The following is a 26,528-nucleotide window of genomic DNA, read 5'->3' as shown; positions in this document are numbered from 1 at the left end:
CGGTCAAAGAGTTTCGGATGATCGATTGAGCCTAGTCCAAGCAACCATCGCCTGGCTCCCAAGCCGACATGCCAGCATTGTCGATAAACTCGACTTGCGGTGCGGCGCTTTGTTTCGGCAAGTTTCTGATTTGGAAGGGTTCAATACCGCTAACATCGCTCAATTCATACAAGCTGTGCCGCCAGAGCTATGCCCCGCAAACATTATGTCTCAAAAGCCAACCAATCCGGTTCTTCGCGTCGTTCGCTGCTATAGAAACGAGTTCGATGAAGTTTTCGAAGTCTCCGCGAATTACCAGTATGATGAGCGCTTCTCGTTCGCGACAGATTTCGAGATCTTGTCAGGAGACCAAAATTGATCAAACCTGTCGAAGGCGCAATGCGGAACAGCCGCTGAGCAGGTCGCATGCACGTTCAATTCTCACGCCCGCAATTGGGTCCTGAATGTAATGGATGCTTTTCAGCTTCGATCAGTCAAAAGTCGACACTGCGCAATTGGCACAAATCAATACCGTTCGCACATCAAAATGACCGGGCGAAGTGCTCAAGCTCGCCGATATGTCCTGTGCGAACCAACCAATCCTTCGCGTTCCAACACAGCATTCGAGCTTTTGTCGGTGCACAACAGCGCAACACTTCCATCAGTGCTTGCTGAAAGCCCAAACAATGGCACACCCATGTGCTATTACTAAAAATTTTTACAGTTCGCGCTTTACTTAATCAATGAAACACGTCTGCAGCGGTATGTTTATACAAAATACCCATTCCGCCCAAATAAGTAAATGTGGTTAAACGCCTCAAAAACTGGATGAACACTTCTCTTTTCATTGGTTTGCCTTACTCATGAAATTTGTATGACATCTTTTGAATTCATCCCGGAGTGGCGAGCCATTGACCTCAAAGGCGAGTGGTTCACGCTTGAAACGGGTGCAAGCAAAACCGGCGGCGGTGACGGTTGGGCGGATGTTTGGCGCAAAGATAGCTCTGCGTGGCAGTATAGACGCAAGAGGGAAAACCTCGAACGCGCCTTTGCCCAGCTTGCGCAATACGCGATTGCTCTCAACAATCCGCTGCTCTTGTTCATCAGCGACATGGATAGCTTTCGTATCCACACCAACTGGACCGATACCGTGCAGGAGGTGGCCAAATTTGCGCTCGACGACCTGTTTGATGGGGCGACCCGCGATCCACTGCGCGATTGCTTTGAGGAGCCAGAGCGCCTCAACTCTGCACAAACTCGTCAAATACTCGCCGAAGAGGCGGCGCGTGAGACTTCACTGCTTTCCCAGTGGCTGCGCACTTTACGCGTTCTTGAGCCGAACAGCGGGCCGGAGGCTTATGGATGGGGCGACGATGTTCCCAGTGGCGTTTTTGCGGACGATGAAACCCTCGCCCGGCCTTCAAAGCTCAACCAAGAGAGGTTTGCCCAATGACCCGCCCGCTACTCCAAGAAACATTGCAAGAGCTCTCCGCACGGGTCAGACGCAATTGGAACTCCATACCGGAGTTGGATTTGGTTCGAAGCGAACTTTCCCACCGTAGCACGCAGGCTGCAACCGCACTCAAGGCCAAAACAGGCGATAGAATTCTGACACTTCGCAAACAGGATATCAAAGGCTCAGCACAGAGTTCCAACGGCAATTATACCCCCGCTGAAGAGCAGCGCAAAGCTGATGAGACAAAGGCTCCGAAAGCCCCCAACCCCGCATTGCGAAAACTGTTTGATGACACCCGCAAACGTTTGGTCGAGACAGGAACCCGCAACCGGCTCGTCCACGTTAACCGCGCAAACAAACGCGCAAACACGCTCAATATTGTTAATGAAAAATCTGACAGCGTTTTTGCTTTTCTAACATCCGAAAAGAAGATGCGGTTTCTCGCCATCGGGAAAGACAAGGACGCCGATGCTGATCAGATAACGTTCGTCGATGCCGGTGAAGAGGGCTTTGATGAGGGGCGCTTTGACGACAATCAGCTTGAGGTGAGGCTTGGCCCTGACGCTTTGCAAAAGCGCCTGCTTAAGCTGTCGAGAGATGCAAGGACGGCAGAGGAAGAGCAAGGCGCGAATATCCTTTATTTGGCGCTCGGGTTTCTGACTTGGTATGAAGACAAATCATCGGCGGTAAAGCGCGAGGCTCCACTTGTATTGCTCCCCGTCCAGCTCATCCGGAATGAGCGCAGCTCGACTTACGATATCAAGGCGCGAGGCGATGATATCGTAACCAATCTACCGCTTGCACAGCGGCTCAAGACCGATTTTGGGATGGAATTGCCAGAGATTGATGTCGAGAAGGACTGGCAGCCCTCCGACTACTTTGCCTTGGTTGAAGAGATGATCGGCGGCCGCGAGCGTTGGTCCGTCGACCGGGACGGGATGCAGCTTGGATTTTTCTCGTTTGCAAAGCTGCTGATGTTTCTGGACCTTGACCCCGACAGATGGCCGGAGGGCAGGCTTGAAAACCACCCTCTGGTCAATGGGCTATTGCACGAAGGCTTTGAGCCAGAAGAGCCGGTGTTCTCGCCTGATGACAGGCTTGATGACGTGCTACCTCCAGAACAGATTTTTCATGTTGTCGATGCGGACAGCTCACAAACCAAGGTGATCGAGGAGGTCCGGAAGGGGCGCAATCTAGTTGTGCAAGGTCCTCCAGGGACTGGTAAGTCGCAAACCATCACCAACATCATCGCGGCGGCCGCTCACGAAGGCAAAACGGTCCTTTTCGTCGCTGAGAAAATGGCCGCTTTGTCGGTTGTGCATGACAGGTTGGTCAAAACTGGCTTGCAAGACATCTGCCTGGAGCTGCACTCCAAGGCTTCAAATAAGAAAGCGGTTCTTGCTGAGATTGCCAGAACCCTAAATTCAGCAAAAGCCATCCCCAATATGTCTGATGATCCAACAGACCTGAGGGACGCTAGAGATCGCCTGAATAGCTTTTCGGAGGCCCTGCATCGCCCAATCGGTGAGACAGGAAAGTCACCCTTTGATGCTCTTGCGAAACAGGCGTATTTCAAAGGCAAAGGCGCAGAACCGCCGCAACTTAAAAATGATCGATTGCCCGAATTGGATGCGGGGGAAGAGCAAGAGCTTCTGCGCGCTTTGACAAGCATTGGCGAGCTTACTCCGAAGCTTGGAACCATCGAGGGCCACCCGTTTACGGGTATCACGAACCTTGGTCTCCAGCCGGTCGATCTTGAGCGATTTGAGCACAAACTCGGTCAATCGATTGCAGCGCTTCAAACGCTGCAAGAAGCCCATGTATCTGTGACCGGCCTTTTGGAAGTGGAGGAGCGATGCACAATCGCAAATGTTGCAGTCTTGCAGGATACCACAACGCGGCTCGAGGGTGTGCCTGCCTGCGAGGATGACCTACTAGAACTACTGTTGTCAGCGGCCAACCGCACCCGGCTTATGGAAACTCTGGATGAAGGCGCGCAGTGGCGTGAGCTTTACGATCAAACGCGGCCCAATTTCATTGAAGCAGCCTTTGATACGCCGTGTGCTCACTTGCGCGGTCCCATTGCTGCGGGAACCGGTTCTTTCTTGACGCGATGGGGTTCCGCCTACCGATCTGCGTCCCGCGAACTTGGCGGGCTGCTGAGCGACAAACTGCCGAAGACGGCGGCTGATAGGTTGGCGCTGCTCGATGATTTACTCGAGGTGCAAGCCAGTCACACCGCGTGGTCCCAAGACGAGGCCTATTGTGCCAGCGAACTCAAGGAGCATTGGCGCGGCGCACGGACAGATTTCGTCACCATTGCTGGCGCGGCTAATTGGACAGAAAACGTCTCGGCATGCGAAATCGAATTAAGGCCCGAAACGGCAATTGGAGTCGCGCGAACTCACAGCCGCTTGAAGGATGCTTTGCGCGAACTTTTGCAAGCGACAAAGTATGCGCGCGAAGCGATCGAAGTCGTTCTTGGGGATATTGGTCTAGCTACGGACCAATTGGGGCAAGGTGGTTTGGAAAACACGCAGACTGCGACACTCCTCGATCGGCTGACAGGGATGCGCGATGCCGTCACACAATATGACGATTGGGCCACGTTCCAGCAATTGCTTCATCGGATCGAAACGCTTGGTTTTTCCGATATCAGCAAGGCGCTCCTAAGCGGCGAATTGAAAGCCGACGCGGCGCTCCAAGAATTCGATTTTGCGCGATCAGAAAGTTTGTGGGGCCGCGCCCTTAGTGAAGACGATGCCCTATCGGATTTGCGCAGCACGAACCGCCACGAGCTGGTTGCCGATTTCCAGAAACTCGAAAAAGAGCAATTTGCGAACAACGTAAAGAGCATCAGAGCCCAACACCTAGGTCAGGTTCCCACAGGCGCCCAAGGTGAAATGCGTGTCATCCGTGGGGAGCTTGGAAAACAGCGTGCCCATATGGCTTTGCGCAAACTCTTTACGAGAGCCCCTACGGCTTTGCGCAGGATCAAGCCGGTCTTGCTGATGAGCCCGATCTCGGTCGCTCAATTCCTCGAACCGGGCCTTCATGAATTTGATCTTCTGGTGATCGATGAGGTCAGTCAGGTGCGGCCTGAAGATGCCTTGGGTGCCATCGCGAGAGCGAAACAGATTGTTGTGGTTGGCGACCAAAAGCAGCTTCCCCCGACCTCATTCTTTGATCGCCTTCTTGGAGACGGCGCCGGACTGGATGATGAGGAAGAAGACGAGAGCCTCCTTGATGGAGCGGCAAGTCTTGGCGAGTTGGAGAGCGTTCTCACGCTTTGCGAGGCTCGCGGGTTGGGCTCTCGAATGCTCGAGTGGCATTACCGTTCGCGCGATCCCTCCCTAATTACCGTATCCAATGGTGAGTTCTACAAAGGCGGGCTCATTCTCCCCCCTTCTCCCCTGCAAGATGACCCCGATTACGGCTTGTGCTTCACCCGCGTCAAAGGAGCCTATGATAAAGGGGGGCGGCGTGACAACCGCCTCGAAGGAGGGGCAGTTGTCGAGCGTATTCGCGAGCACGCTCGCACCAGCCCGAAAACGTCTTTGGGTGTGGTCACATTTTCATCGGCGCAAAAGAACACCCTCAACGAACTTCTCGAATTCGCCCGACGAGAAGACAAGACACTCGATGACTTCATGCGCGAAGGCAAAGCCGAAGATTTCTTCGTAAAGAACATTGAGAACGTCCAAGGCGATGAAAGAGACGTGATTTTGGTCAGCGTTGGCTACGGGCCGATCATTCCCGATGGCCCGCTAACCAGCATGTCATTTGGACCGGTCAATCTTGAGGGCGGTGAACGGCGTCTCAATGTGCTGTTTACTCGGGCAAGGCTGAAATGCGAAGTTTTTGCCTCTTTTGACCCATCGGCAATCGATACATCAAAAACGAGCAAAGTGGGCCCAAAAGTCCTTAAACGCTTTCTCGAATATGCGCAGACCGGGGCATTTTCTGACGCAGAAGTCACCGGTGAAGATGCAGATTCTCCGTTTGAAGAAGACGTCGCCAATGTTGTTCGCTCGCTTGGGTTTGAAGCCGATAATCAGGTTGGCTCTGCTGGCTTCAAGATCGATTTGGGCATTCGCGACCCGGACAGGCCCGGAACCTACATTCTTGCCATTGAATGTGACGGCGCAACATACCACTCGGCGCTTTGGGCTAGGGAAAGGGACCGGCTTCGCCAAGGTGTCCTTGAACATCTTGGATGGCGCTTTCACAGGATTTGGAGCACCGATTGGTTCTACAATCGGGCCTCTGAAATCGACCGGCTTCGCGGAGCCCTAAACGATGCTAAAGTGGCAAGTCTTGAGGGTATTGAGGTCACAGGTTCGAACCACGCGTCGAATGTCATCGTGGAGGAGAAGCCAGAGATCGCCACGATGAAAATCCCCGACGCTGAGCCCAGACAAATGCCGCTTTATCAGCGTGCACAGTTGGAAGTCGATTACTTCAGAGAACCCCGCGAAGTACCTTTAGCATCATTAGCCAAATTGGCCGGAAACATAGTCGAGGCCGAGGGGCCAATTCATCAACACGTTGTGGCGCGAAGAGTTGCTCAGGCCTTTGGCAAACAAAGGGCCGGCGCACGTATCGCTGACCTGGCAGCGAGAGCGCTTAGACGGGCGAGGCAATCGTCAGACAGCCTCCAAGAGGCAGATGGATTTTGGACGGTTCAGGCACAGCGAGAAAATCCGCCCATCCGCGACCGATCAAACGAACAAGGATCCGTTCTCAAAGCCGAGCATCTTTGTCTAAGCGAAGTCGTTGCAGCGATTGCATTGGCTGAGGAGGACAACGCAGGCGGAGCAGGCGAGGAACTAATCCGTTCCGCCGCGCACCTACTTGGTTTTAGACGCGTTGGACCAGATTTGCGGGCACGTTTTGAGGAAGGCGTCGCTTTGCACAATTCACAGAGCTCGAACTCTGACCGCATTTAATCAAAAGGGTAGATGATGAAAATCTCCGTCGCACTCGACAAGATCGATGAGAAACAGCTGTTTGTTCCCGCCTTCCAACGCGAGTATGTTTGGAAACGTGATGACGCAAAACAGCTAATCGACTCCCTTCTTAAAGAGTATCCAACAGGAACCATGCTCACATGGGAAACAAATGAGCCACCCGAGCTCAAAGGACCCCACAAATATGACGAGAAGCAAGGTGCTGTCCGCATCCTTCTCGACGGGCAGCAGCGGCTGACCACACTATATATGCTTATCAGGGGTGAGCTGCCGCCATACTATACGCCGCCAGAGATTTTGAACGATACGCGGGGACTTTATGTTAATCTCGAGACGTTGGAGCATGAATACTACAAAAAGCTCAAAATGCAGGGCGATCCGCGCTGGCAGAACCTGACAAATGTGTTTCGCGATGAGATCTGGGATCAAGACATCTTTAGCGCGCTGGAGAAACAAGGATTTGAAGTAGACAAGCAACTCGCCCGCAAGATTTCAGGCAACATCAAAGCGATTGAACGCATTCTTGATCGGGAATTCCCTGAGCAAACCATTCCGATCAAAGCGACAATCCGAGAAGCCATCGACATCTTTTATAAAGTAAACGCCAGCGGTGTTTCGCTAACGGATGCAGAACTCGCGCTTGCACAAATCTCAGGGTATTGGCCCCAAGCGCGCGACACATTCAAAGCAAAGCTTGCCGAGCTTGCTGAACGTGGGTTCGTGTTCAAATTGGACTTTGTAATTTACGCGCTGCTTGCGTGTCGGCACAATGCTGGCTCGAACATGAAACTGTTGCACGACGCCAGCAATTGCGAGCCATTGCAAGAGACATGGGCCATGCTCGAGGCGCAAACACTTGATTATGTCGCGAACATCCTGCGTGATCACGCACATATCGATCACACTGCCGAAATCAACTCAATCTATGCGCTAATCCCAATCATTGCTTACTGCTACAAGATGAAGTGTGAGCTGAGCGAGCTGCAGATCAAGAAACTGGTCAAATGGTTCTATTATTCGCAAATCCGCACCCGATATGTCTCACAGCTCCCGCAGAAGCTTGATCGGGACTTACGTGTCCTAGAGAGTTCCGATCAGCCATTCGATGAGTTGCTGCAGGTTATTGCTGATGAACGCCCTCTAGAGATCACTCCAAGCGAATTCGTCGGTAGAGCAATCTCGCATCCTCACTTTTCGATGATGCGCTGGTACTTCAAGAGCAAGGGGGCAACGTGCCTTACTACTGGAGTGAAGCTCTCGCATCCGATGGGCAAGAAGTACCAGTTGGAGAACGACCATATCTTTCCATTTTCTCGTCTGCGAGACGCGGGGTACGGCAAAGGAAACCGATTGAAATACGCTTTGGCGCAAGAGTTTGTGAACCGCGCGATCCTCACCCAGATTGCGAACAGAACGAAAAGTGCGTCGACTGCTGAAAGCTACTTGGCAGAGATATCTGACAAGAACCCAGAGGCCCTAGCCCGCCAGTGCATTCCAGAGGATCCAGAGCTTTGGGAGGTGGAGAATTACGAAAAATTCTTGCAAGCAAGACGCGAAACGCTTGCAAGTGAGATGAACATGTTTCTTGCCGCTATAACCGATACTACTGCGGCTGAAACTCCCGTAACCCTTGAAGAAATGATCGAGGAGGGAGAAAGTGAGGAGCTTGAGTTTAAGCAGACGCTTCGTTGGGATGTGCGCGAGGGCAAGATCAATAAGGATCTAGAGAAGGTGGTTGTCAAAACCGTGGCGGCATTTGGCAATAGCTTTGGCGGCGGAACCTTGCTGATTGGCGTTAGTGATCACGGAGAAGCTGTAGGCTTGGATCCAGATTACGCGTCGCTAAAGGACGCTGATAAGGATGGGTTTGAGCTCCATCTGCGCAACTTATTTTCAACTGCTTTTGGGCAAAGCTTCGTTGCTTCATCGCTCAAGATTACCTTCCCAACAGTCGGAGATGCAGAGGTGTGCCAGATCGACGTAAAGCCCTCGAGCACGATGCTGGTGCTCAACGTCAAAGACAAGAATGGATTGGGTTCTGAAAAACTCTATGTGCGCAGCGGCAATTCTTCACCAGAGATGCCCATGAGTGAAGTCCAAGACTTCTTAAAAAAGCGCTTCGGTTGATCGGTTCGTGAACGACCATTTCCGAACTCGCTCACTTTTGAGGTGTTTGTCAGGGGCAGATTTGCGAGCGCTTAGCCAAATCGATCTGAGATCAAACTTATCCCATCGCGTTTCATTTCCTTGGTGTGCGTTCCGTTTCACACGCCCAAATGGCAAGCGGAAACGGAGCGAGGCTTCAAAGGCTTGAGCTTAAGATGGAATTGGCGTGAAATGGTAACAACTCGCATATGACAGCGAATGGCCTCTCTAAGGGTCAATGCGTCATAAGAGACCGAGTTTGATGCAGCTGGGATGCTAAGAGCACGAATGGATCATGCCATAGGCGCAAGCCGGCCACACGAACGGGTTAATGATGACAGCGCGCTAGCGCATTGTGAGGGCGATAACGACCGTCCTTCTTGAAACCGCGACCACCACCTTGGCGGCCTACATATTGCGATGCGTTGAAGATGCGCATCAATTGGTCGCGCCAGAACAGCAAATGCGTATCCCACTTTGCGGCGGCGTCAGGTAGACACAGTTCCCCCGCTGGACCCCTAGCGAGACGTTCTTCGTAGACAGCTCAATTCAGGAGACTTGAGAAGTTGCCCAAAATGGCATTGGCGTTTGCAGCTCTGATCACGACAATATCGACATCACCTTTGGGGCGTTCCACAGCTTGCGTTGGGGTGAGTTTGGGAGAACGTTTGGCAGCCTTGCACGGCAGAAAAAGGAGGACTTCGAGCAGTGTACAGCACTCAGTGCGCCCAACCAGTTCCACAGGTTGATGCTTGCCAATAACTGCGAAAACAAAGCTCCAAGACGCCGCGTATCCTTGACGAACAGCAAGGGACCATTCGTGGGTCGGATCGTCCATGTAGAGCTTATAAGCTTCGCCCAGCGATAACGGCTGCACTGACGAGATAGGGTGCTCTGCCGTACCGTCCGTAGGGTCGAGTAGGCATCTCATCAAAGGCGTTACCAGAAGCTTTACGGGCTTCCTCGACCTCCGCTTCAATCAGCGTCGCGTTTACGGGAAGAATTGGAGGTTCGTAAGCTGCTATGATGTAGCAGATGTTTGGAGCAAATGCTGGATGAGGACCGTCTTTCAAACGATTTATCAGCGTTTTCAGAATCACAGCAAAGGCTGGTGCCAGAAGAGGACTCACTCTGAGGGTCATTTTTCTATTTGAATCAGTCATTTATGAAAGTGGCTTTCTCAAAAAGCCCCCAAAACGACCTCAAATCCCAAATAAGCTATTGGTTCGAGTACATATTAGGGACTCGAACATACAAATTCCTCAATAATTTCAATGGCCGTCATTGTCGAAATCTGCCGGAATTTGGCTCATTTTCGGAAGCCACCGAAACCAACGCAGACCTCTCACTATGCTCGTAGTCGCTGGTTGAAGATCGCGCCATTGTAATTGCAATCGGTTCGTCCAGTCGTCCTTTGGTGGCGCTGGGATTGTCCAGCCATCGAGTGGGTCAAGAGCCTTCATTTCTGCACTAGGTGCGCTTGTAACGGGCGCCTCAGAATCTGAGGAAGGCGGTCTTAGTTTAGGATGGAGGAACAAATGAGTACCAGATTTACGCGGCGCGAGCTTTACGACCTAGTCTGGTCAAGACCGATGATCCATCTTGCCAAAGAGATCGGCGTGTCTGACGTCGCGCTCCACAAGACGTGTCGCAGACACAATATTCCCAACCCGCCCTTAGGGTGGTGGGCAAAAAAGCAGCCGGCAAGCCGGTCAAACAGATCCCGCTGCCTGAGACTGAAGATGACTCTCGCATCACGATCACTATTCGATCTGCGAGCGAGGCAAATTGGAAGACGAAAGCGATCGAGCTAGCCGAAGAAAAGGCTCGATTGGAAAAGGGATTACCAGCTTCTGCATCAGTGCACGCCAGCAAAGTTGTCAGAGGCGCTTTGGCGGCGTTGCGTCGCGGCAGACCCAATGATCAAGGGCTGATCTGCCTTCATGAGGATGGCTTAATTCCGTGTCGCATCTCGAAACAGTCAATCAGTCGAGCGGCAGAGTTCTTGCCAAAGCTGGAAAAAGCAGCGCGAGTTCAAGGTTTCGAACTCACAAAGGACAGCGGTCCGAGTTGCTTCTTTGATGGAACGCAGACGGTGAAGTTTGAGCTGACAGAGGGATATACGCGCAGAAAGCATGAACTGACCAAGAACGAGCAGGCAAAGCAAGCCGCTTGGCAAAAGCGCTTGGAAAGAAGCGACTGGCGTTATGCCCACAACGATCCTTTCCCAACCTTTGCCGATTGGGATTACACTCTCACAGGCAAGCTTTCGATCTCACTTGAGCCTTCAAGATACTATCGCCACGCCTCCCCGCGCCGCTCTTTCAACGATGGCAAAAAGCAGCGGCTAGAGAACATTGTCGACAAGATCGCCATTGGCATCGCGGTGGTCGCCGCCGCCAAGAATGAGCGGAAACGGCAAGATGATGAAAGAGCCCGTGAGCTCGAAAAGCAACGTCTGCGTCGTCAGCGAGAGACAAAGCACAGGTTTGTTGAGGAACGTCGAGTGGAGGCGTTGAGTACACTTTTGGACGGACTCGAACGACTGGATAGGATGGATACGCTTCTTAAGATGTCTGTTGCCGGGGCCGAGAAAGACCAACCCCGGGTCGACGAATTCAGGTACTGGCTTGAATGTCGTGTGGAAGAGACACGTACACTGTTGACTGCTGAGGGAATGCAGAGCCACTTCGCCCAATCAAATGTCTTTGGGCCAAACGATGATCTAGGATTCACAAACCCCAGCTCATGAGAACCGCAATGTGTTGAGCCCATTTCCGAAGGCGAGAGTTCCCTGCGCCACGAAGTACCACCCACGCGACGCAGGAAACCGCAGACAGCCCTAAGGACAGTCGTGCTTCATTGATGTTCTTCTTAGGCGCGTTTGTCCAGTTCCTGCCGAGGTATCCAACTGAAAGCCATATGGAAGGGGTGCGTTCCGATATCGGATATAATTAGCGCCGAGGCCAAGGATTACCCCCACACCACCCAGGGGGCCCTTGGTCTGCAGACAACCCTAAGGACAAAGGATTTATCCACCATGAATAATTTGATTTCGGCGATAATTGCGATGGCCATGAGCTTGCTCAAGGCACTCACATGGGTAACAGCCAAAATCCCAACTGCGGCCATTTTCGTCGGCAAGCAAGTGATTTTGATGATTGAAATTGCGTCTCTTTTGGCCACTTATTACTATGTGTCGCAAATCGACATCGTTATCCACACGGTTGCTTAATCATCCATTTGGCTGGCGGTTCGCCGTCATGCCCGATCGCCCAGTTTAAGCCACCATCGGCCTCAGCGAGCTCTGCGAAAACGTGGATCACGCTGAGGTCTCTTTCTGTCAGATCCGCGGGCGCGTCCTCTTCCAGGTTCCATCGCTTCACTCCAACCCTATCGGGTCTGAATGGACGCGCCCATGTGACGTCGCCTGTGGCAGATGTTTTCGGCCTTTTCGAAGTCATAAACAGCCTATGGTAAGCATTGGTGGGGTTGTGATTCTTTCCATTTGCCGAGTTAGGATTCCGTCCCGTTAAACCAAGTGTCCTTCTCGTTGTCGCGGTTACCTTCGTTGAGTGTTGTGTGACCTTCCGATCGACGTTATGCCACGCAGCCACCCAGGCGCACAAAACACAATACCGGAGAATAAAGTCTGCATCGATGTTAGGCAGGCTCCGCGCCCGCTCATGTTTCCGCTCCATAATTGCGGACTTGATGTGCATTATGGAAGCCTCAACATCGGCGTGTTGCAAAGTCGCTGCAACTTCTCGAGCGATGCGTTCAACTACGTCGCCCGCATTTGGCTCTGCTTTGGTCAGATCGCTGAAAATCGTTTTCTGGGCTTGGCTCCACAGGACGTCTGGGTCCTTTGATCGTGCGATGTCAGTTGGATCAAGACCAGCCAAAAATTGGTCAGCGTAGAGCGACGCAATTGAGATTTCTCTCCGCGCGTCTGGTCGTTTCTCTTCAATAAAAAAGGGACCAAGATCGTCTCTCAAGAGGTCGTGCGGTAGGTAAGGACTTGCTGGAACATCCTCACCACACTCAGCGGCCGTCAGCGTCACAGAAAAGTCTGATGGGGGCCATTCACCTTGCTTGATCAAGCTATGCAAGCGGCCCGACAAGTCTTCAACATTTGTCAGCTTGAGTGGGTCAAGCAATAACTGCTTACGATAGGCTTGTAGCCCCTGCGTCAAAGCTGTCGCGAAATCGGCAGCGACTGGTTTCGCTTTCCCCTTCTTTTTCTCATCAGCCATTTCGTCCAGCTGAAGACTTAACCTTTCGAGTGAGACTTTCTCGCCGCTCTTTTTCGCCTCGATAAAACCGAGCGCGCTGAGCAGGGTAAGGTCTCTGCTTCTTAAGTGCCCCAAGGTGCTCCAATAACTAGAGTAGGGAACAAACACTGTCGAAGCGAAGCCAAGAAATGGCAGTGCCAAGACTGGTCCTAATGGCAAGAGTCCTTTGTCGTCAAAGCCTCGATCCTTTCGATATGGCTGCAATTCTCGGGACTCGTTGAAGTTCACGTCACATACGATGATGTCGAAAGGGCGCCCGGACTTTAATGTGTCGACAAACACTTCTTGCGCACTGCTGGGACCGTCGACCTGTTCAATTTCAAAGAACAGATCATAGGGATTAACACTTTCTATCAGGTCATTAATCAAAAGGACTTTCAGGCGTTCACTCACGCGTATCCTCCTCTTTAAGTTGGAGTAGACCTAGGCCGATTTTTAAAGCGAAACAGGAGTGTCGCTTAAGTCCATCGTCTGTAGTGAATGACCCATTCTTGCATCCACCCTCACTGGCGACTTTAACGGTCATGATTCCCAGTCCGCCGGGGCCATCACCAAAGATCGCTAACGTCCTCGCGATCCCTGGCGGAAGTTTTTCGGGTGGCACCCAACTAGTATCAGCGTTTTCCCATTGGACCTGCTGCAAATAGAGATGTGGAACGCCCTGTTCCCAGCATATCTCCGAAGCGACAAGAATATCGCGCGCCGATTCAGAAAGATCTATGTTTGCGCCCCGTCGGATATTGGAGATGATCTCGGAGAGCATAGACAATGCCAAGCCCATTCGTGGATCAAGCACGCCATCCTTGATATTCTCGTTCACTTGCAACGCATGAAGTGCAGAAGCAAACAGGCCATTGTAGTCCACTGAGGATCCAACTTCCCACTCATCTGGATACGCAATGCCATTTTCAGAGTATTGATGCTGATCATAGAACTCCGACAACTCCTTGATCGTCGGAGCAAGCACTAGTCTAAAACCATGGTTCTTATTTGCCTCAGTTGGAATACTGGCATCTGAAGCCGAGCTCAGTTCAAGCAGCAATCTCGTAATAGCAGACCAGAATGTTTCAATCTCAGACTTTCTGAAACGTCGATGCCCAATCCTCGATAGCTCGGTTCCGTCCGAGAATAAGGTCTGTATACTCATCGAAACAGAGCATAATACCGTCGTTCTAATCTGTGCTTTCTGTAAATCAATGTAGGCTCTAGAAAATTTATTTCGAAGATCCTTATTTCTTTGAAATACAGATAGTGCCTTGCTCTGCTTTGCGATTATATCGCTGGCTGAATTTTTCACATCGTGAGCTAATGTGCGCCCAAAGCTTCCGCGAATACTTGCCCTCTCAGCGGAAGCTGCATAGGCACGATTAACCCCAATCTGTATTGCGTTCTCGATGTCATGTCTGTCTTTGTCGATGTTGTCGTGAGGAAGACTCTTGTGAAATGCCGCAAATGGGTTGGGAGTACTCAACGTCGCCCAAAAGTCGAATGTTTCGCCGTCCCCGGGTAGCACAAATTTGACCCTGTCGCCGTCCTGTTTTTCATAGAATTCGGGCACCGTGTAGGGGAAGAACCCGCCCAAGCGTTTTATTGCGGCGTTAAGCGGAGCGATTATATCCGCGACCGCAAGCCTCTCCAAATAGAGCTTTCCAGTCTCGTGCTCCACGATCTCGGAAATCTTGCTCAGAAATTGGCGTCTGAGAATTCTACGGAGGCCGTCCGCCAGCAGAGGAACGCACGCACGGTAGAGCCGAGCAACGTTGGTCCACTTACGCGCGTCGTCGTCTGTTGGGAGCACAATAATGAAGACCGCCCACGGGATGCCACCAATATGAACAGGGACGTGGATCAATTGCTTGCCAAACCCGTCGAGAAATTCCTTCTCCAGTTCGCGACGCGCTCGTTCTGTGGACACCTTGTTTTTGTAATCCATACTGGAATCTCGTCCCGCACCAACGGACTCCTTTGGAAATTCTACGATCCCCGACTCAAAAATTGAATCAGCGATAGAACGCGATCTCTCGTGAAGAGGTTGCTCAAGTAGTCCCGGCGGACTCATGTTCACCTTCGCTGATATGCGTTGGTACTCTGCCACTTGATCAACCGCACACCTTTGTGATTTCGAAAGCAGTAACTGGGCGTCATAATGAAATTTCTCGCGTCGAATCTTAGTGCCTTCAGCGACGTAGCGGACCGCGCAGAACACATTGCGCATCGACTTGCCGATAGCGGCATGACTGATTTTGCGGGTGACAGCGAAGGTTTCAAATAGTGCGTCTAGCTCGGAAGACAAAGCACTGCACAACTCATTGACTTCGCGGGGCTTAAGTAAGTCCTTAACCGAAGGATCGTGGAGCATTCCATCATGAGGATCAAACTGATTGGAGTGAACGGGAGCCTTTCGGAATATCTGGAAGACGTTCAGATCTTTGCTTTTTGTGACCTCGTCAAACAGGCTCTCGAGGTCCGCGATCTCTTTCGCGTCGAGGAATTCGCAATCTGCTCTTCCTTCTTTGCCTGATTCGACAATCCGACGGACCAGAATCAATATCATTATGTCTGGTTCACTTGGATCCTGTAAATTAACGCAATGTTCTCGCGAGCTTTGATCATCTAGGAGCTCCTGAGCTTGCTCCCGACTTCCTTCTAGCCAACTATTGGAGAATATGACGTTGGTCTCTGCGTTACTGATAATAGCGACATTGATGTCCAGAGAGCATTGAAAGAGAAGTGACACATGGTCGAGTATTGGATAGAAACCTACTTCACGCCAATCGTACGCCAAATAACTCGAAATAATCGAGTCAGCTATATATTGCCTTCTGAATTCACGTTCATTATCATCATGCATGATCGACTTCCTCCACACTTCGCACTGAGCCGGATTCTAGAGTGACAACTTTGTCGACTAGTCCAAGCAAGCGCTCAGGCTGATGTGTAACTTGTAAAATTGTGCTCGATTGAGAGGATATTTTAACAGCCTCAATGATCTGCTGTTCTCTTTTAGGATCTAGAGCTGAAAAGACTTCATCAAGAAGTAGGATCGGTGAACATCTGAGGAGCTGAAGCACAATTCCTAGTACTTGACGCTCACCACCGGAAAGACTTTCGATCGGCCTATCCCAAGCCGCTTCTAGAAACGGAAATGCGTCATCGAGCTTGAATTCGCTTAGGCGCTCAAAGAACTTCGTTGGAGAGATCCCACAGGCAATTGCGTGCTCCGCGATTGTCATTCCAATGCCCAGCCCTTCCTCTGGTCGCTGGTGCACCATTGAAATCAGCGATGCCTTTTTCGATTTTGAAAGCGCACTCATCGGCTCGCCAAATAGGGAAATCGCACCTGTCTGGAGTTCACATGAGCCCGAAAGCGCTCCAAGCAACGTCGACTTACCTGACCCATTGTGCCCCACCAAAAGAGACCAAGATCCGGCGCCTATCTCCAAGCTTACATCGCGAAGCGCGTGAACTTCTGCACCCCATTGTCGATATACAATTGAGGCCCCCGAGATTGAGATTGTAGGCTCCTTAGGCCGCTTCATAACTGGTTCTCTGGCGCATTTTCGCGCCTCGTATTGAGCACTAGAAAGATCAAGACTAAAACTGCGGTTACGAGTTTCGTAAGTGCTGCGGGAACGCCTAACGCCAATGCGAAACCCAGCGCAATTTGGTATAAAATTGAACCGATGACCGCAGCTAGAATCGTTTGGCTAACGAGATTGATTGGAAGTCGGGCAACCACGGTCTCGCCGATCGCGAAACTGGCCAGCGCGACAATTAGAATTCCTGCGCCCATCCCGACGTCGACAAACCCTTGGAATCTAGCAAATGCCATTCCTGACGCAGCAGCTGCTGCATTTGTCAGCGCAAGACCGATGACGAGATAGATCAACGACTTGCCAGCAACTCCGTCAAGAAAAGTCGGGTTAATTGCTGCGAACCTCGCCCTTACGCCCAACTGCCTCCTGAAAAATAGAAAAAAAACTGCTGATGAAGCTACGACCAGACACATAGCGAAAACGACTGGAGACCCGCTTAGATCAAAACCTTGAAAGAAGACGTCCTGCGAATTGTAAAGGCCCATATTCGATGTCTGTAGGACGATCAGGGCAAGGGAGTAACAGGTTGAGGCAACGAGTATTCCTGCTAAAAAACGATCAACCCCCAATGCCCTGCTTAGGAAGGCGGTTAACGAGCCACACAATGCTCCAGCGAGCAATCCGAGCAGACTTGCTGCCGAAGTGTGCATCCCGGCCATTTGGCAGGCCGTCCAGACTGAGCCACCAATCAGAAAAGAACCTTCGACGGTTAAGTCCGGGAAGCGCATCAGACGGAAGGAAGCGCCCAAAGCTAAAGTGACAGCCGCAAGTAACAAACCAGACGGCAAGGTTGCAGTCACTATTCCGACGGGATCGCTCATATCAATCCCGAATGGTGTCGACAACAGTCGCCGATCTCTCCAAGACGGCCTGGGGGATCTGAAGACCCATGAGCTCAGCCGCCCTTGAATTTACAATCGTGTCCGTCCCTTCTGCCATGATGACAGGAAGCGACCGTTCGCCTCTCAATGATGCAGCAGCAAGGCGACCTGTCTCAAGGCCTAGCTCATGATAGCCCACCGACACTGCAGCAACGCCGCCCTTTTCGACGGTGCCGCTATCGCCAACATAGAGCGGAACTTTTTCTGCAATAGATACCTGAAAGGCAGCAGCAACACCCGAGATTACGGTGTTATCACTTGACAAAAATAGAGCGTCGCTTGTTTGCGCAGCCAATCGAGCGGCGGTGGCGACTTCGTTTGTAGAACTAACCGGTACCTCGATTAACTCTAAGCCATATTGCGGTGCGAATTTTCGAATCTGCACCATGCCGTACTGCGAGGCCGCCTCGCCGGGGTTATAGAGAACTCCAAGCTTGCGAACACTGGGCTGTATCTCTTTGATAAGAGCTAGTTGGTCTTCATAAGGCCATGCATCGCTTGTGCCTGTAACATTTTGCGCTCCGTCGAGGTTCTCAACAAGACCGGCACCAATTGGATCGGTTACTGCACCGAAAACCAGTGGGCCGCTCCATCTCGCCTTAACGGCCTGAGCCATCGGGGTCGTAATCGCGATGATTAGCGAAGGTTCTGAAACAACTATCTCGTTCGCTATCGTTGAAGCAAGTTGGGGCTGACCATTCGCATTGCGCTCAACTAGCGTAAAATCGACTCCCGCCTGAAAACCTTCTTCTTCCAAGCCTTCAAGCACCCCCTCGTGCACCTGATCCAATGCGGGGTGCGACATAAGGGTAGCTATGACTACTTCTGGGAGGTCCTCTTCTTGAGAAGACGGTGTGCAAGCGCTCAAGCTCATGAAGAGCAATAAGGGTGTAAGAATAAAATAGGCCCGGCTCATGAGACTTCCCTTTCCAATTTCAAAGCTTTGTTTGCGGGACGGCTTTCGACCAAATGAGATGAATAGGAGAAGATATTCAAGCCACTAAGACTCTCTAGTTCGAACAAGCGGCGCTCAATTTCCAGCAGCCTATCAACTTCAATTTGAAATTTTCTATTCTCCAAGGCATCTCGGTTCAGGAGACCGAGAGGGATCCCTCCGACGCCATGGGCAAAATAACGCCCCATCCAATGGGTTAGCTCGAGCTCTTTCGTCTCCCATTTTGTAAAGTCCTCGAAAACTGTTGGCCAAAGCGTATTAGAGGTGATGAAACGAGTTGAGTGCGCAGTCCCTGGGTAAACAACAAAGAGCTGAGGGAAAATGGTGACCTCGCTACCATGCGAAAGACTTAGATCGGCGATTTGATGGAGGCGAGCCAATGTCTCTTCAAAATATATTCCAGCTTCGCGAGGCAAGCCAAACTGTATGTTCAAGTGCACAGAAAGACGGGCATCAAAGAGAGCTGGCAAAGCTCTATTGAAGATCAAGTCCAGATATCGCTGCTCGTTGACTGCTTTGCCCAGAAACTTGAGCGCGTTTGGAGCCAAAGCCTCTACCCCTACGTAGACTGCGGAGCATCCGGCATCAGCCAACCTTTGTGCAGTGCCAGTGCGCGCCACAGCCTCAACCCGGGTTTGGCAATCCCATTCAAAGTCGGGTAGCTCGGAACGAAGATCTTCAAGGGCAGAACACACAGCCGCGGTCCTAGCGGGCGAATGAGCAAAGAAGTTATCTTCAATTGCTATGCGCCGATATCCCCGGCGAACAATGTTCGCGATTTCCTCGCGAAAAATCTCAGGTGATTTGGCCCTAATTGCTTGGTTTGAAACTGCGCAAAACGCACAACTTAATGGGCACCCCCGAGCACTCACGTATGTGAAGGAGTCAAATTTGCCAGGGTGTCCGGTCTTTGAGAACCACTCATCGTCTAACGTAAGCTGATCAAGCTCCGCTTCAACTAGAGGAAGTGGAGGTTTGGATTTCGTGAATTTGCCTTTTTTGCTAAAAGCTAGCCCAGGCACTCTCTCGATGTCTGGCCAAGACTGAAGAAATTCCGCAATTGCTCGCTCTCCTTCACCGACAATCAAGTAATCTACAATACCCGTGTGGGTCTCGATAATCGTCTTAGGGTCGGCACTTGCATGAGGCCCTCCAAAGAGAATTATTGCCCTATTACCCCACAAGCCTCGAGCTGCCTTGGCAATACTCAGCGCAGACTGGTATGTAGCGGTTGTCGTAGTCAGGCCGATGACAAAATTTCCGGATTTTGGCACGCCCAAACGTTCAAGCAATGGCAGTGCATCATTGATCTCGGCATCAGAAAAATCGACGATCTCTACCGCTTGTTGTGGGGCAACATTTGACAAATGGCGCTTCAATGAAAGCAGGCCAGTCGCGAACCCTGCGAGCAGCCCTTTCTGCGGTGGCATGATTAAGTAGAGTTTGGCGATATTCATAAGGATCCAGAGCGAAGGTTGAGAAGCCAGTGTACACCAACCAGCTTCCTTTGCCTTACATAGGCCTTACAGGGAAAGCTCTAGTAGATTGATTTTATTACCTTTATGCTCCTTACATCCCATTGGGATTTGCCTCGTTTAGAATATAGCCCTCCGGGCTTTGGTCGGAAGATTCTAAGGGTCAGTTTTCAAATTGCTGTTTTGCAGAGCTAGTATCCAATCTTCCACTTGGCTTTCTTGCCACGCCACCGCATGCCTACCCAGCTGCACCGGCTTTGGAAACTTTCCCTCGCTCATCCAACGGTAGATCGTGGAGCGCCCGAGTCCGACTCGGCTCATCACCTCAGGCAGTCGAATAAGCCGCGTGACCCTCCGTGGCCCAGCCAGCTGGTTTCCGGGCTGCTCACCCATGCTGACCTCCTTCGACCTCGGCGAATTCATGGCCAAGCAGCACATCCTTCCGTTCCAGCTCGTCGATGTGATCAGATAGTAGTCGCGCCACACGATACGCTGTGCCTTTGGCCCAGCGTGGGCGGACATCCTGCAAGCGGCTTCCAAGCTCGCAGGCCAAGGCAACAGGCAGGGCGGTAAGGAAGTCCTCCACGAACTGGCCGATCTCCGTGCCCTGCCATTCAGCCGATTGGTCGGCATTTGTGAGCATAAACATCGTCAGGGCCTGCTGCGGGCGCACACCGCTGGCCAGAAGGATCCGCGATACTTCCCCCAAAGTTGCTGATCGCTTTCCGGTTAGGACCCTGCGCAAGGCATCTTTGTGGATCTGCGCGTCGCAGGCGATATCGCGGCGCGTGCGTCCGCTTGCTTCAACTGCTCCGGTCAGCAGCCGCGCCAAATCAGCACGGGTCTGCTCTTCGGAGAATTGCACCATGTCGGTCATTACCGATTCCTTTCCTCTTCGGTCTTGCTGTCAGAATCGGGCTATCGGCGTGGGATGGAAGAAATCCTACGATCGATCCCGAAGGACCAAAGAAATGGAACATGTCAGAGAGGAGCTCGAGCGGCTGATCACCCGGGGAGGATATGGCTACGCGGCGGTTTCGAGGCTGCTTGGACGCAACCCAAGCTATATTCAGCAATTCATCAAACGCGGGTCTCCCCGGGTGCTCGATCCTCAGGATCGCAAGACGCTTGCCAGCTTCTTTGGAGTCGATGAAGAAAGACTAGGCGGCCCCGCCCAAACACCGATGGACGGAATGATCGAAGTTCCTGTTCTCGACGTTGATGCCTCGGCTGGTTTTGGCGCTGTCGCTTCCAATGAGACCAGCTACACTCGTTTTGGATTTGACGAGAAATGGCTCCGCCGATTGACTGGAGCCAAGAGCGCAAGCCTCTCAATCGTGAGTGTATTGGGAGATTCCATGGAGCCAACGCTGAGCGATGGCGACGAAGTTCTCGTTGATGCTTCGGACCATGGTTCAAGACTACGCGATGGGATCTATGTGCTGCGCTCTGACGATGCGCTCGTCGTGAAGCGGATCTCGCTCAAGCCCGGCGCCAAGCAGATCACGATTTCCAGTGACAACCCTGCTTACCCAACTTGGAACGATGTAGATCGCGAAGGTGTTGACGTGATCGGACGGGTTATCTGGTTTGGGCGGGCATTGTGAGAAGCGATCGGCGCAAGTAAGGCGCTATGTTGACCGCAACCCTTTTTCGTAACTATCGATCCAAATCCTAGCGAATGGCCTCCAAGAGGTCATCATAGCCTTCAATCTTTTTGAACTGAACCTCTGACGAGACGTCACGGAAATACCTGTCAGCGCTATCGATGCTCTGTTCTTCGGAAAGTCGAAGTTGCTCTTTGCTAGTGTCAGCCTTGGTTTCAGCCACAAAGTAGATTTGCCGTTCACCCTCAAACTCCAAGGCTATGGCCCAATCTGGGTTATAGCTGCCGCCTGGGGTCGGGATCATAAAACCCCGGGGAAGCTTCGCGTAAACGATCACCTCTTCTGCAGCTTCTAGTTCCTGAGCAAAACTGCGCTCATTCTTTGAATCGACTGCCACATAGTTGTAGACATGGTTCGATGCCTCAAGCGCGGTGTCCAATGGTATTTCGTATCGATCGGTTTCAAAGATCGAGACATCGTACGTTTGACCCGTTTTTTCGTATCTCAGGGTCTCAATCGCCAGAGCAACTTTCTGCCTACGGATCAATTCGGCGGCCTTTCGGAGAAACATCTCAGGATTCTGACCGAACATTGCAAAGGTGTTCGCATTTATACCGGTCAAAATCTGACCAGCAGTCCGACGTGTGAGGCGCGTGAGAGAGGCAAGCTGGCCTATCAAGTCAAAGCGCACATCGCTTGAGACAGCACCTTCGCGGTACTCAGACCGCGACTTTTCCTCTCGAAAGGCCGATCGACTTCGAACGTCCTCAACGCCAATCCCTGTGCCGAGCTCTGCACCCGTCACGATAATCCTTTGCCGGTCGACAGTTAGATCACTGTCGAGCCGAGCAATAGCGCTTGCAATGAGCTTTTCTGTGTCGAAGTCGGTGAAATAGACGGCTTTCTGGTTGATCCTGTTCCAGAGCTCTAGGAAAGCTTCCTTCTCGAGGTTCTTACGCCGAACCTCGGGCATTACAGTCCGGCGGCCATTGCCCGTCATCCGGCGAAGAGCTGTCTCGTCGAAGACTGTGTCGACCAGCGCTACATATTCAGCAGCATTTTCTTGAAGGGTGTACGGGAACCTCTCCCAAATTGCCTGAGCTTCCTTCGACGCTTCGCCTATCTTACCTGCTGCTCCCGCAGTGACAGCCTCCTCAATGGTGTCGCGGGTTTCGTGCCACTTTGCGGTAATATGTCGAGCTGGATCGATGAAACGCTCCCCGATTAGCCAGTATTCGAGCTCACCTGCTTCTGCCTGCGAAACCTCTTGAGACCCCGCTGGAGTGCTAATTGAGAGCGTCTGGAAATAGGCCGCGGTTGCCTCACGCTGCCGTCCTTTGAGCGCGTCAGCTATTTCGTCCTGGAGCGCTTTCGCGAAGTCGTCATAGCTCTCAGATGCGATGACAGTCAGAACATTGATCTGGTGAACTACACTCTTATCGTCTGTGCGGTGACCATGCGCGTCGACGCTAATGCGGAGGCCGCGTCCCACTTCTTGCCGCTTGCCAATTTCATGGTCTGATTGCTTGAGCGTGCAGATTGTGAAGACGTTAGGATTGTCCCAACCTTCGCGCAGTGCCGAGTGCGAGAAGATGAAGCGAACCGGCTCGTCGAGCGAGAGCAAGCGCCCCTTATTCTTCAGGATTAGGTCGTAAGAGGATTCGTCTTTCGCCTCACCCTTCTCATCTCCAGTCCTGTTGACCTTTGGGTCAACCATCCGGCCTTTCTTGTCGATTGAGAAGTACCCGTCGTGCACCTCTTCCGGGCGGTCGCGCTTCACATAGGTGAGCCATGCCTGGTCGGTCGTGTCGAGCTCCTTCAGCTCATCGAGCGCGCGCTGATATTCTTCCTCGAACATTTGCGCATAGAGGCCGTTCTCCTTCTCACCGTCTTCGCCATAGAGACGGTACTTCGCCACCTCGTCGATGAAGAACAGCGAGAGCACTTTGATACCGCGCGCATGTAGCAATCGCTCGCGCTCGAAGTGGGCTCGGATCGTTTCGCGGATTTGCACTCTGCGGACTGCGTCTTCGCTGGCGTCTCCAGTAACCCGACCTTCTTCGAGCAGCTCGCCATTAGTGAATTCGACTGTCCGCTGCGTCACGTCGATATTGGAGACGGTGTAGCCCGCATATTCGGCCAGCCCGCCGGATTTCTCCTCTAGCTTGTCCCCGTCGCGCAGCCAGACTGGTTTGCGTTTAACTTGTCCGCCCTTGAGGCCATGCTCGATCATCACGCGAGCTTCGGGTTTCCGCCCATCGGTGAAGGTGCGAAAGTTTGAGAGGTAAAGATAGCCATCGAGCCCCGGCAGGCCCTTAGTCGTTACCCCCTTCACCTGAATCTTCTTCACCAGCTTGCGATTGTATGCATCGAGCGCATCCAAGCGGTGCACGAGGTTGTAGCGGGTCTTGTGCGTCGCTGAGAAGCGCAAGGCGAGTGGCGATTGGAAATGCGTCATCGCGGCTTGCGTCTTCGCACCTTCCATCCGTTGTGGCTCGTCGAGGATCAGGATTGGTCGGTTGCCAGCGATCACGTCGATCGGGCGGCGGCTCTGGAAACTGTCCGGCGTGTCAAAGATGATCCGCCCGGCACCGCGACCGGTATCGGCTGCGCGCACATCGGCAGTAAAAGCCTGCGTGTTGATGATCATGCATTGCAGCCCGCCATCCTCGCTGAACGAGGTAAGCTTGTTGAGCTGCCCGCTACTATAGACAAAGTGCCGAATCTTGTGCCCATAGAGCGAGTGAAACCACTCCTCGGCATCCTCGAGCGTCTTCTTTACGCCCTCTCTAATGGCGATGCTCGGTACGATGATGATAAACTTCGACCAGCCATATTCGGCAAAGAGCCGGTACATGGTGTCGATATAGACATAGGTCTTGCCCGTCCCTGTCTCCATCTCAACATCAAGGTTGAGAGGCGCGGCCTTGCTAGCCTCGAGCGAGCTTGAAGGGGTGATGTGCTGTGCAAGCTGGACCTTGCGGATATTCTCAAGCACGTCAGCATCGGACAGCTTGAGCGGGGCATTGCGCAGACCCTCTTCAAACATGGTCGATTGAGCGTCCGCGTCTTTGCCTGGGTCAAGCTGATAGCTTACGCCTTCAATGCGCGGCTGTCCGGCAAAACAATCAACCACGGCCTGTGCGGCCTTGGCCTGATAATCGAGTGGTTTGAATATCTGCTTTGTCATTGCGCTTAGAGCACCCGAACCTGAGTATCAGGAGTGAGCTGCTTGAAGCGACTGTGGACGTTTTCTTTTGCGGCGTCCTTAGCAAAGCCATCGTCACGGAATAAGACACGCAAGGGAGCAAGTTCGGCCATAGCATCAGCCAGGTCCGTATCAATCCCGCCATTGCCCTGGCCATCAGGCCTCGCAAAGCATGCGATCAATGCAGCGCCTTTTGCGCTGCCGTCTTCGGGCGCATCCACAAGCCAGACTTTGCGTCCAGCCAACTCGCGCCGCTCGATCGGAAGAGTGATATCGACGCCCCAGCGCAGCAGCGCGCCGAACAGCAAGTCCTCTTCGCTGCGGTCATCCTTGATATGGCTGACCGTGCCTGCGAGAGCTTCCTGTGTTGCTTCCTTCGGTGTGACGCTGGTGTCTACGAAGTTGCCGCGGTCGATTTGGAAGGCACGGAAGCCGATGTCGAGATTGCCTTCGAGGTCTGGTCTCTCTTCGATGACCTTCGATCCCGCTCTTCGGATACGCTCACGTGCAAGCTCAGCAAGAGTCTTTGTACCTGTTACTTCTACTACGTCTTCGTCTTCAATATCTTCAGCGAGCTGAATGCTCGCCAACCGGATGTTGAGACTGCCAGCGGCCAACTGACAATGGGCTTCGCCTAATGATCCAGTCCCAGCAAAAAGATCGATGATCAGGCTTTCGGAGTTTGGCTTCACCCCGAATAGCGAGATTATCTCCTTCATCAGAGCGACGCCCTTCGGATAGTCGAACACCTTGTTGCCATCGAAGAGTGCAGATAGGTCCGCCGCCCCGCCGCCAAAGCTCCAAACATTCTTGGGTGGATTGAGCCCCGATTGAACAAATCCAGCTTGATAGCCATCGTCATCACCGCGGATGACGACCTCATTTTTCCTCTCGTTGAATGTCTCGAAACCCCACCGCCAACGATGCATCCGGTTGTTTCGAAAGCCTGGTCGAATGGGAACGTATCCAGCTGCAATCAGGTCGGGGTCGTTGGTATATACCTGGTCGGGGTCGTTGGTTCCGATGAGGGATTTGTCGTAATCAAATACGGGTCGGATGTCTTCTTTCTCAGGGTGATAGTAGATGGTATAGCCCATATCAGGGCGCGTCGAAAAAGGCGTAGGCGCGTCGTTTAGGTTTCTGAAGCTGCCCCGCACCTCGTCAATACGGTTCACAAAGAGCTGACAGTCATCCTTTGCCACAACGAAAAGAGACTCATAGTTCTTCTGTACTAGGATCCCGTCTCCTGATTGATTTGCTCCGCTGATTACGCAGATATCGGCAATGATACTCTGTTCGCCAAAAGCTTCGACCAATGCCAATCGCAAATTGTATTTTTCTTTCTCATTGATAGAAATCACGAGGCATCCATCATCGGACAAGAGCCGTCTCGCGATCTTGAGGCGAGCTTTGATCATGCTCAGCCAATCAGAGTGGAAACGGCCGTTGCTTTCTGGATTGGCGACAAGACGTCCGCCCACTTCGTCACGCTGCCCGCTCCCCTCTTCGTATTGCTCTCGGCTTTGAGAGAAATTGTCTTCGTAAATGAAGTCCTTGCCCGTGTTGTACGGCGGGTCGATGTAGATCATCTTGACCTTGCCGAGATAGGTCTCCTGCAACAGCTTGAGCGCGTCGAGATTGTCGCCTTCGATAAACAGGTTGCGCGTGGTGTCGAAGTCCACGCTTTCCTCGCGCATCGGACGCAGCGTCTTGTCGATCGGCGTATTGGCGGTAAGCAGCGCCTGCCGCTTGCCCGGCCAATCGAGCCGGTACCTTTCCGCCGGTCCTTCTACCAGATAATCGGACAGCGCCTGCCGCAGCAGGTCGAAATCGACCATGGGCGCATCCTCGCGCGATCCTTCCGTCCGGCATTCGGGAAACAGCTCAAGCAACCGCTCGATATTCTGCTGCTTCAGGTCGGGTGTGGATGCGTCCAGTTTCTCGATGGTCATGGTGTCTTT

General features: G+C 52.4%; 17 protein-coding genes. 6 read left to right on the top strand and 11 right to left on the bottom strand.

Going from position 1 to position 26,528, the window contains the following annotated elements:
• Positions 1-853 precede the first annotated feature (853 nt).
• Genes AC0V61_RS10120 through AC0V61_RS10110 form a run of 3 tightly spaced genes read left to right on the top strand, consistent with a single transcriptional unit; the run spans position 854 to position 8,532 of the window.
• On the top strand, positions 854-1,432 hold the full coding sequence (locus AC0V61_RS10120; protein WP_486157176.1) for a hypothetical protein: 579 nt from the start codon (positions 854-856) through the stop codon (positions 1,430-1,432).
• Positions 1,429-6,384: a DUF3320 domain-containing protein gene (locus AC0V61_RS10115; protein ID WP_486157174.1), complete on the top strand. Its 4,956-nt coding sequence runs from the start codon at positions 1,429-1,431 to the stop codon at positions 6,382-6,384. The genes AC0V61_RS10120 and AC0V61_RS10115 overlap by 4 nt, the downstream gene beginning before the upstream one ends.
• Positions 6,385-6,399: 15 nt before the next feature.
• A complete protein-coding gene (locus AC0V61_RS10110) occupies positions 6,400-8,532 on the top strand; it encodes a GmrSD restriction endonuclease domain-containing protein (protein WP_486157172.1) in 2,133 nt (710 codons plus the stop codon).
• A 562-nt stretch (positions 8,533-9,094) separates the two neighbouring features.
• On the opposite strand, the gene AC0V61_RS10105 is transcribed toward AC0V61_RS10110, so the two are convergent.
• Positions 9,095-9,481, bottom strand: a complete 387-nt coding sequence (locus AC0V61_RS10105; protein ID WP_486157171.1) for a hypothetical protein — start codon at positions 9,479-9,481, stop codon at positions 9,095-9,097.
• A gap of 753 nt (positions 9,482-10,234) precedes the next feature.
• Here AC0V61_RS10105 and AC0V61_RS10100 point away from each other — a divergent pair.
• Together AC0V61_RS10100 and AC0V61_RS10095 are read left to right on the top strand one after the other, a co-directional pair.
• Positions 10,235-11,302, top strand: coding sequence for a hypothetical protein (locus AC0V61_RS10100; RefSeq protein WP_486157169.1), 1,068 nt, complete (start codon positions 10,235-10,237; stop codon positions 11,300-11,302).
• Between the two features lie 288 nt (positions 11,303-11,590).
• A complete protein-coding gene (locus AC0V61_RS10095) occupies positions 11,591-11,785 on the top strand; it encodes a hypothetical protein (protein ID WP_486157167.1) in 195 nt (64 codons plus the stop codon).
• On the opposite strand, the gene AC0V61_RS10090 is transcribed toward AC0V61_RS10095, so the two are convergent.
• From AC0V61_RS10090 to AC0V61_RS10055, 8 genes are all read right to left on the bottom strand, one after another.
• Positions 11,766-13,238, bottom strand: coding sequence for a hypothetical protein (locus AC0V61_RS10090; RefSeq protein WP_486157165.1), 1,473 nt, complete (start codon positions 13,236-13,238; stop codon positions 11,766-11,768). The two genes, AC0V61_RS10095 and AC0V61_RS10090, sit on opposite strands and share 20 nt — an antisense overlap.
• Positions 13,231-15,696 carry a hypothetical protein gene (locus AC0V61_RS10085; protein ID WP_486157163.1) on the bottom strand — a complete coding sequence of 822 codons (2,466 nt, stop codon included), beginning with the start codon at positions 15,694-15,696 and terminating at the stop codon, positions 13,231-13,233. Before AC0V61_RS10085 ends, AC0V61_RS10090 begins: the two co-directional genes overlap by 8 nt.
• On the bottom strand, positions 15,689-16,384 hold the full coding sequence (locus tag AC0V61_RS10080; protein WP_486157161.1) for an ATP-binding cassette domain-containing protein: 696 nt from the start codon (positions 16,382-16,384) through the stop codon (positions 15,689-15,691). The genes AC0V61_RS10085 and AC0V61_RS10080 overlap by 8 nt, the downstream gene beginning before the upstream one ends.
• Complete coding sequence (locus AC0V61_RS10075) at positions 16,381-17,262, bottom strand: ABC transporter permease subunit (protein WP_486157159.1); 882 nt, start codon at positions 17,260-17,262, stop codon at positions 16,381-16,383. The genes AC0V61_RS10080 and AC0V61_RS10075 overlap by 4 nt, the downstream gene beginning before the upstream one ends.
• Position 17,263: 1 nt before the next feature.
• Positions 17,264-18,238, bottom strand: a complete 975-nt coding sequence (locus tag AC0V61_RS10070) for an ABC transporter substrate-binding protein (protein ID WP_486157157.1) — start codon at positions 18,236-18,238, stop codon at positions 17,264-17,266.
• Positions 18,235-19,734 carry a B12-binding domain-containing radical SAM protein gene (locus tag AC0V61_RS10065; RefSeq protein WP_486157155.1) on the bottom strand — a complete coding sequence of 500 codons (1,500 nt, stop codon included), beginning with the start codon at positions 19,732-19,734 and terminating at the stop codon, positions 18,235-18,237. The genes AC0V61_RS10070 and AC0V61_RS10065 overlap by 4 nt, the downstream gene beginning before the upstream one ends.
• Before the next feature lie 174 nt (positions 19,735-19,908).
• Positions 19,909-20,145, bottom strand: a complete 237-nt coding sequence (locus AC0V61_RS10060; RefSeq protein ID WP_486157153.1) for a helix-turn-helix transcriptional regulator — start codon at positions 20,143-20,145, stop codon at positions 19,909-19,911.
• On the bottom strand, positions 20,138-20,629 hold the full coding sequence (locus tag AC0V61_RS10055) for a hypothetical protein (RefSeq protein WP_486157151.1): 492 nt from the start codon (positions 20,627-20,629) through the stop codon (positions 20,138-20,140). The genes AC0V61_RS10060 and AC0V61_RS10055 overlap by 8 nt, the downstream gene beginning before the upstream one ends.
• 94 nt (positions 20,630-20,723) lie before the next feature.
• On the opposite strand from AC0V61_RS10055, the gene AC0V61_RS10050 reads away from it, so the two are divergent.
• Positions 20,724-21,359 carry a S24 family peptidase gene (locus AC0V61_RS10050; protein WP_486157149.1) on the top strand — a complete coding sequence of 212 codons (636 nt, stop codon included), beginning with the start codon at positions 20,724-20,726 and terminating at the stop codon, positions 21,357-21,359.
• A gap of 67 nt (positions 21,360-21,426) precedes the next feature.
• Here AC0V61_RS10050 and AC0V61_RS10045 read toward each other — a convergent pair whose 3' ends face one another.
• Positions 21,427-24,549 carry a restriction endonuclease gene (locus tag AC0V61_RS10045; RefSeq protein ID WP_486157148.1) on the bottom strand — a complete coding sequence of 1,041 codons (3,123 nt, stop codon included), beginning with the start codon at positions 24,547-24,549 and terminating at the stop codon, positions 21,427-21,429.
• A 5-nt stretch (positions 24,550-24,554) separates the two neighbouring features.
• Positions 24,555-26,519: a site-specific DNA-methyltransferase gene (locus AC0V61_RS10040; protein WP_486157146.1), complete on the bottom strand. Its 1,965-nt coding sequence runs from the start codon at positions 26,517-26,519 to the stop codon at positions 24,555-24,557.
• Between the last annotated feature and the right edge of the window lie 9 nt (positions 26,520-26,528).

This window comes from Erythrobacter sp. JB1-4 (assembly GCF_057365025.1).
This window is presented reverse-complemented; position numbering and strand designations above follow the sequence as displayed.

What these genes read in the sequence shown, in the direction of transcription:
- AC0V61_RS10040 (WP_486157146.1), bottom strand. Translation starts at nt 26,519, where the DNA reads ATGACCATCGAGAAACTGGACGCATCCACACCCGACCTGAAGCAGCAG.
- AC0V61_RS10085 (WP_486157163.1), bottom strand. Translation starts at nt 15,696, where the DNA reads ATGCATGATGATAATGAACGTGAATTCAGAAGGCAATATATAGCTGAC.
- AC0V61_RS10120 (WP_486157176.1), top strand. Translation starts at nt 854, where the DNA reads ATGACATCTTTTGAATTCATCCCGGAGTGGCGAGCCATTGACCTCAAA.
- AC0V61_RS10110 (WP_486157172.1), top strand. Translation starts at nt 6,400, where the DNA reads ATGAAAATCTCCGTCGCACTCGACAAGATCGATGAGAAACAGCTGTTT.
- AC0V61_RS10115 (WP_486157174.1), top strand. Translation starts at nt 1,429, where the DNA reads ATGACCCGCCCGCTACTCCAAGAAACATTGCAAGAGCTCTCCGCACGG.
- AC0V61_RS10060 (WP_486157153.1), bottom strand. Translation starts at nt 20,145, where the DNA reads ATGGGTGAGCAGCCCGGAAACCAGCTGGCTGGGCCACGGAGGGTCACG.
- AC0V61_RS10105 (WP_486157171.1), bottom strand. Translation starts at nt 9,481, where the DNA reads ATGAGATGCCTACTCGACCCTACGGACGGTACGGCAGAGCACCCTATC.
- AC0V61_RS10050 (WP_486157149.1), top strand. Translation starts at nt 20,724, where the DNA reads ATGGAACATGTCAGAGAGGAGCTCGAGCGGCTGATCACCCGGGGAGGA.
- AC0V61_RS10065 (WP_486157155.1), bottom strand. Translation starts at nt 19,734, where the DNA reads ATGAATATCGCCAAACTCTACTTAATCATGCCACCGCAGAAAGGGCTG.
- AC0V61_RS10095 (WP_486157167.1), top strand. Translation starts at nt 11,591, where the DNA reads ATGAATAATTTGATTTCGGCGATAATTGCGATGGCCATGAGCTTGCTC.
- AC0V61_RS10070 (WP_486157157.1), bottom strand. Translation starts at nt 18,238, where the DNA reads ATGAGCCGGGCCTATTTTATTCTTACACCCTTATTGCTCTTCATGAGC.
- AC0V61_RS10080 (WP_486157161.1), bottom strand. Translation starts at nt 16,384, where the DNA reads ATGAAGCGGCCTAAGGAGCCTACAATCTCAATCTCGGGGGCCTCAATT.
- AC0V61_RS10075 (WP_486157159.1), bottom strand. Translation starts at nt 17,262, where the DNA reads ATGAGCGATCCCGTCGGAATAGTGACTGCAACCTTGCCGTCTGGTTTG.
- AC0V61_RS10055 (WP_486157151.1), bottom strand. Translation starts at nt 20,629, where the DNA reads ATGACCGACATGGTGCAATTCTCCGAAGAGCAGACCCGTGCTGATTTG.
- AC0V61_RS10045 (WP_486157148.1), bottom strand. Translation starts at nt 24,549, where the DNA reads ATGACAAAGCAGATATTCAAACCACTCGATTATCAGGCCAAGGCCGCA.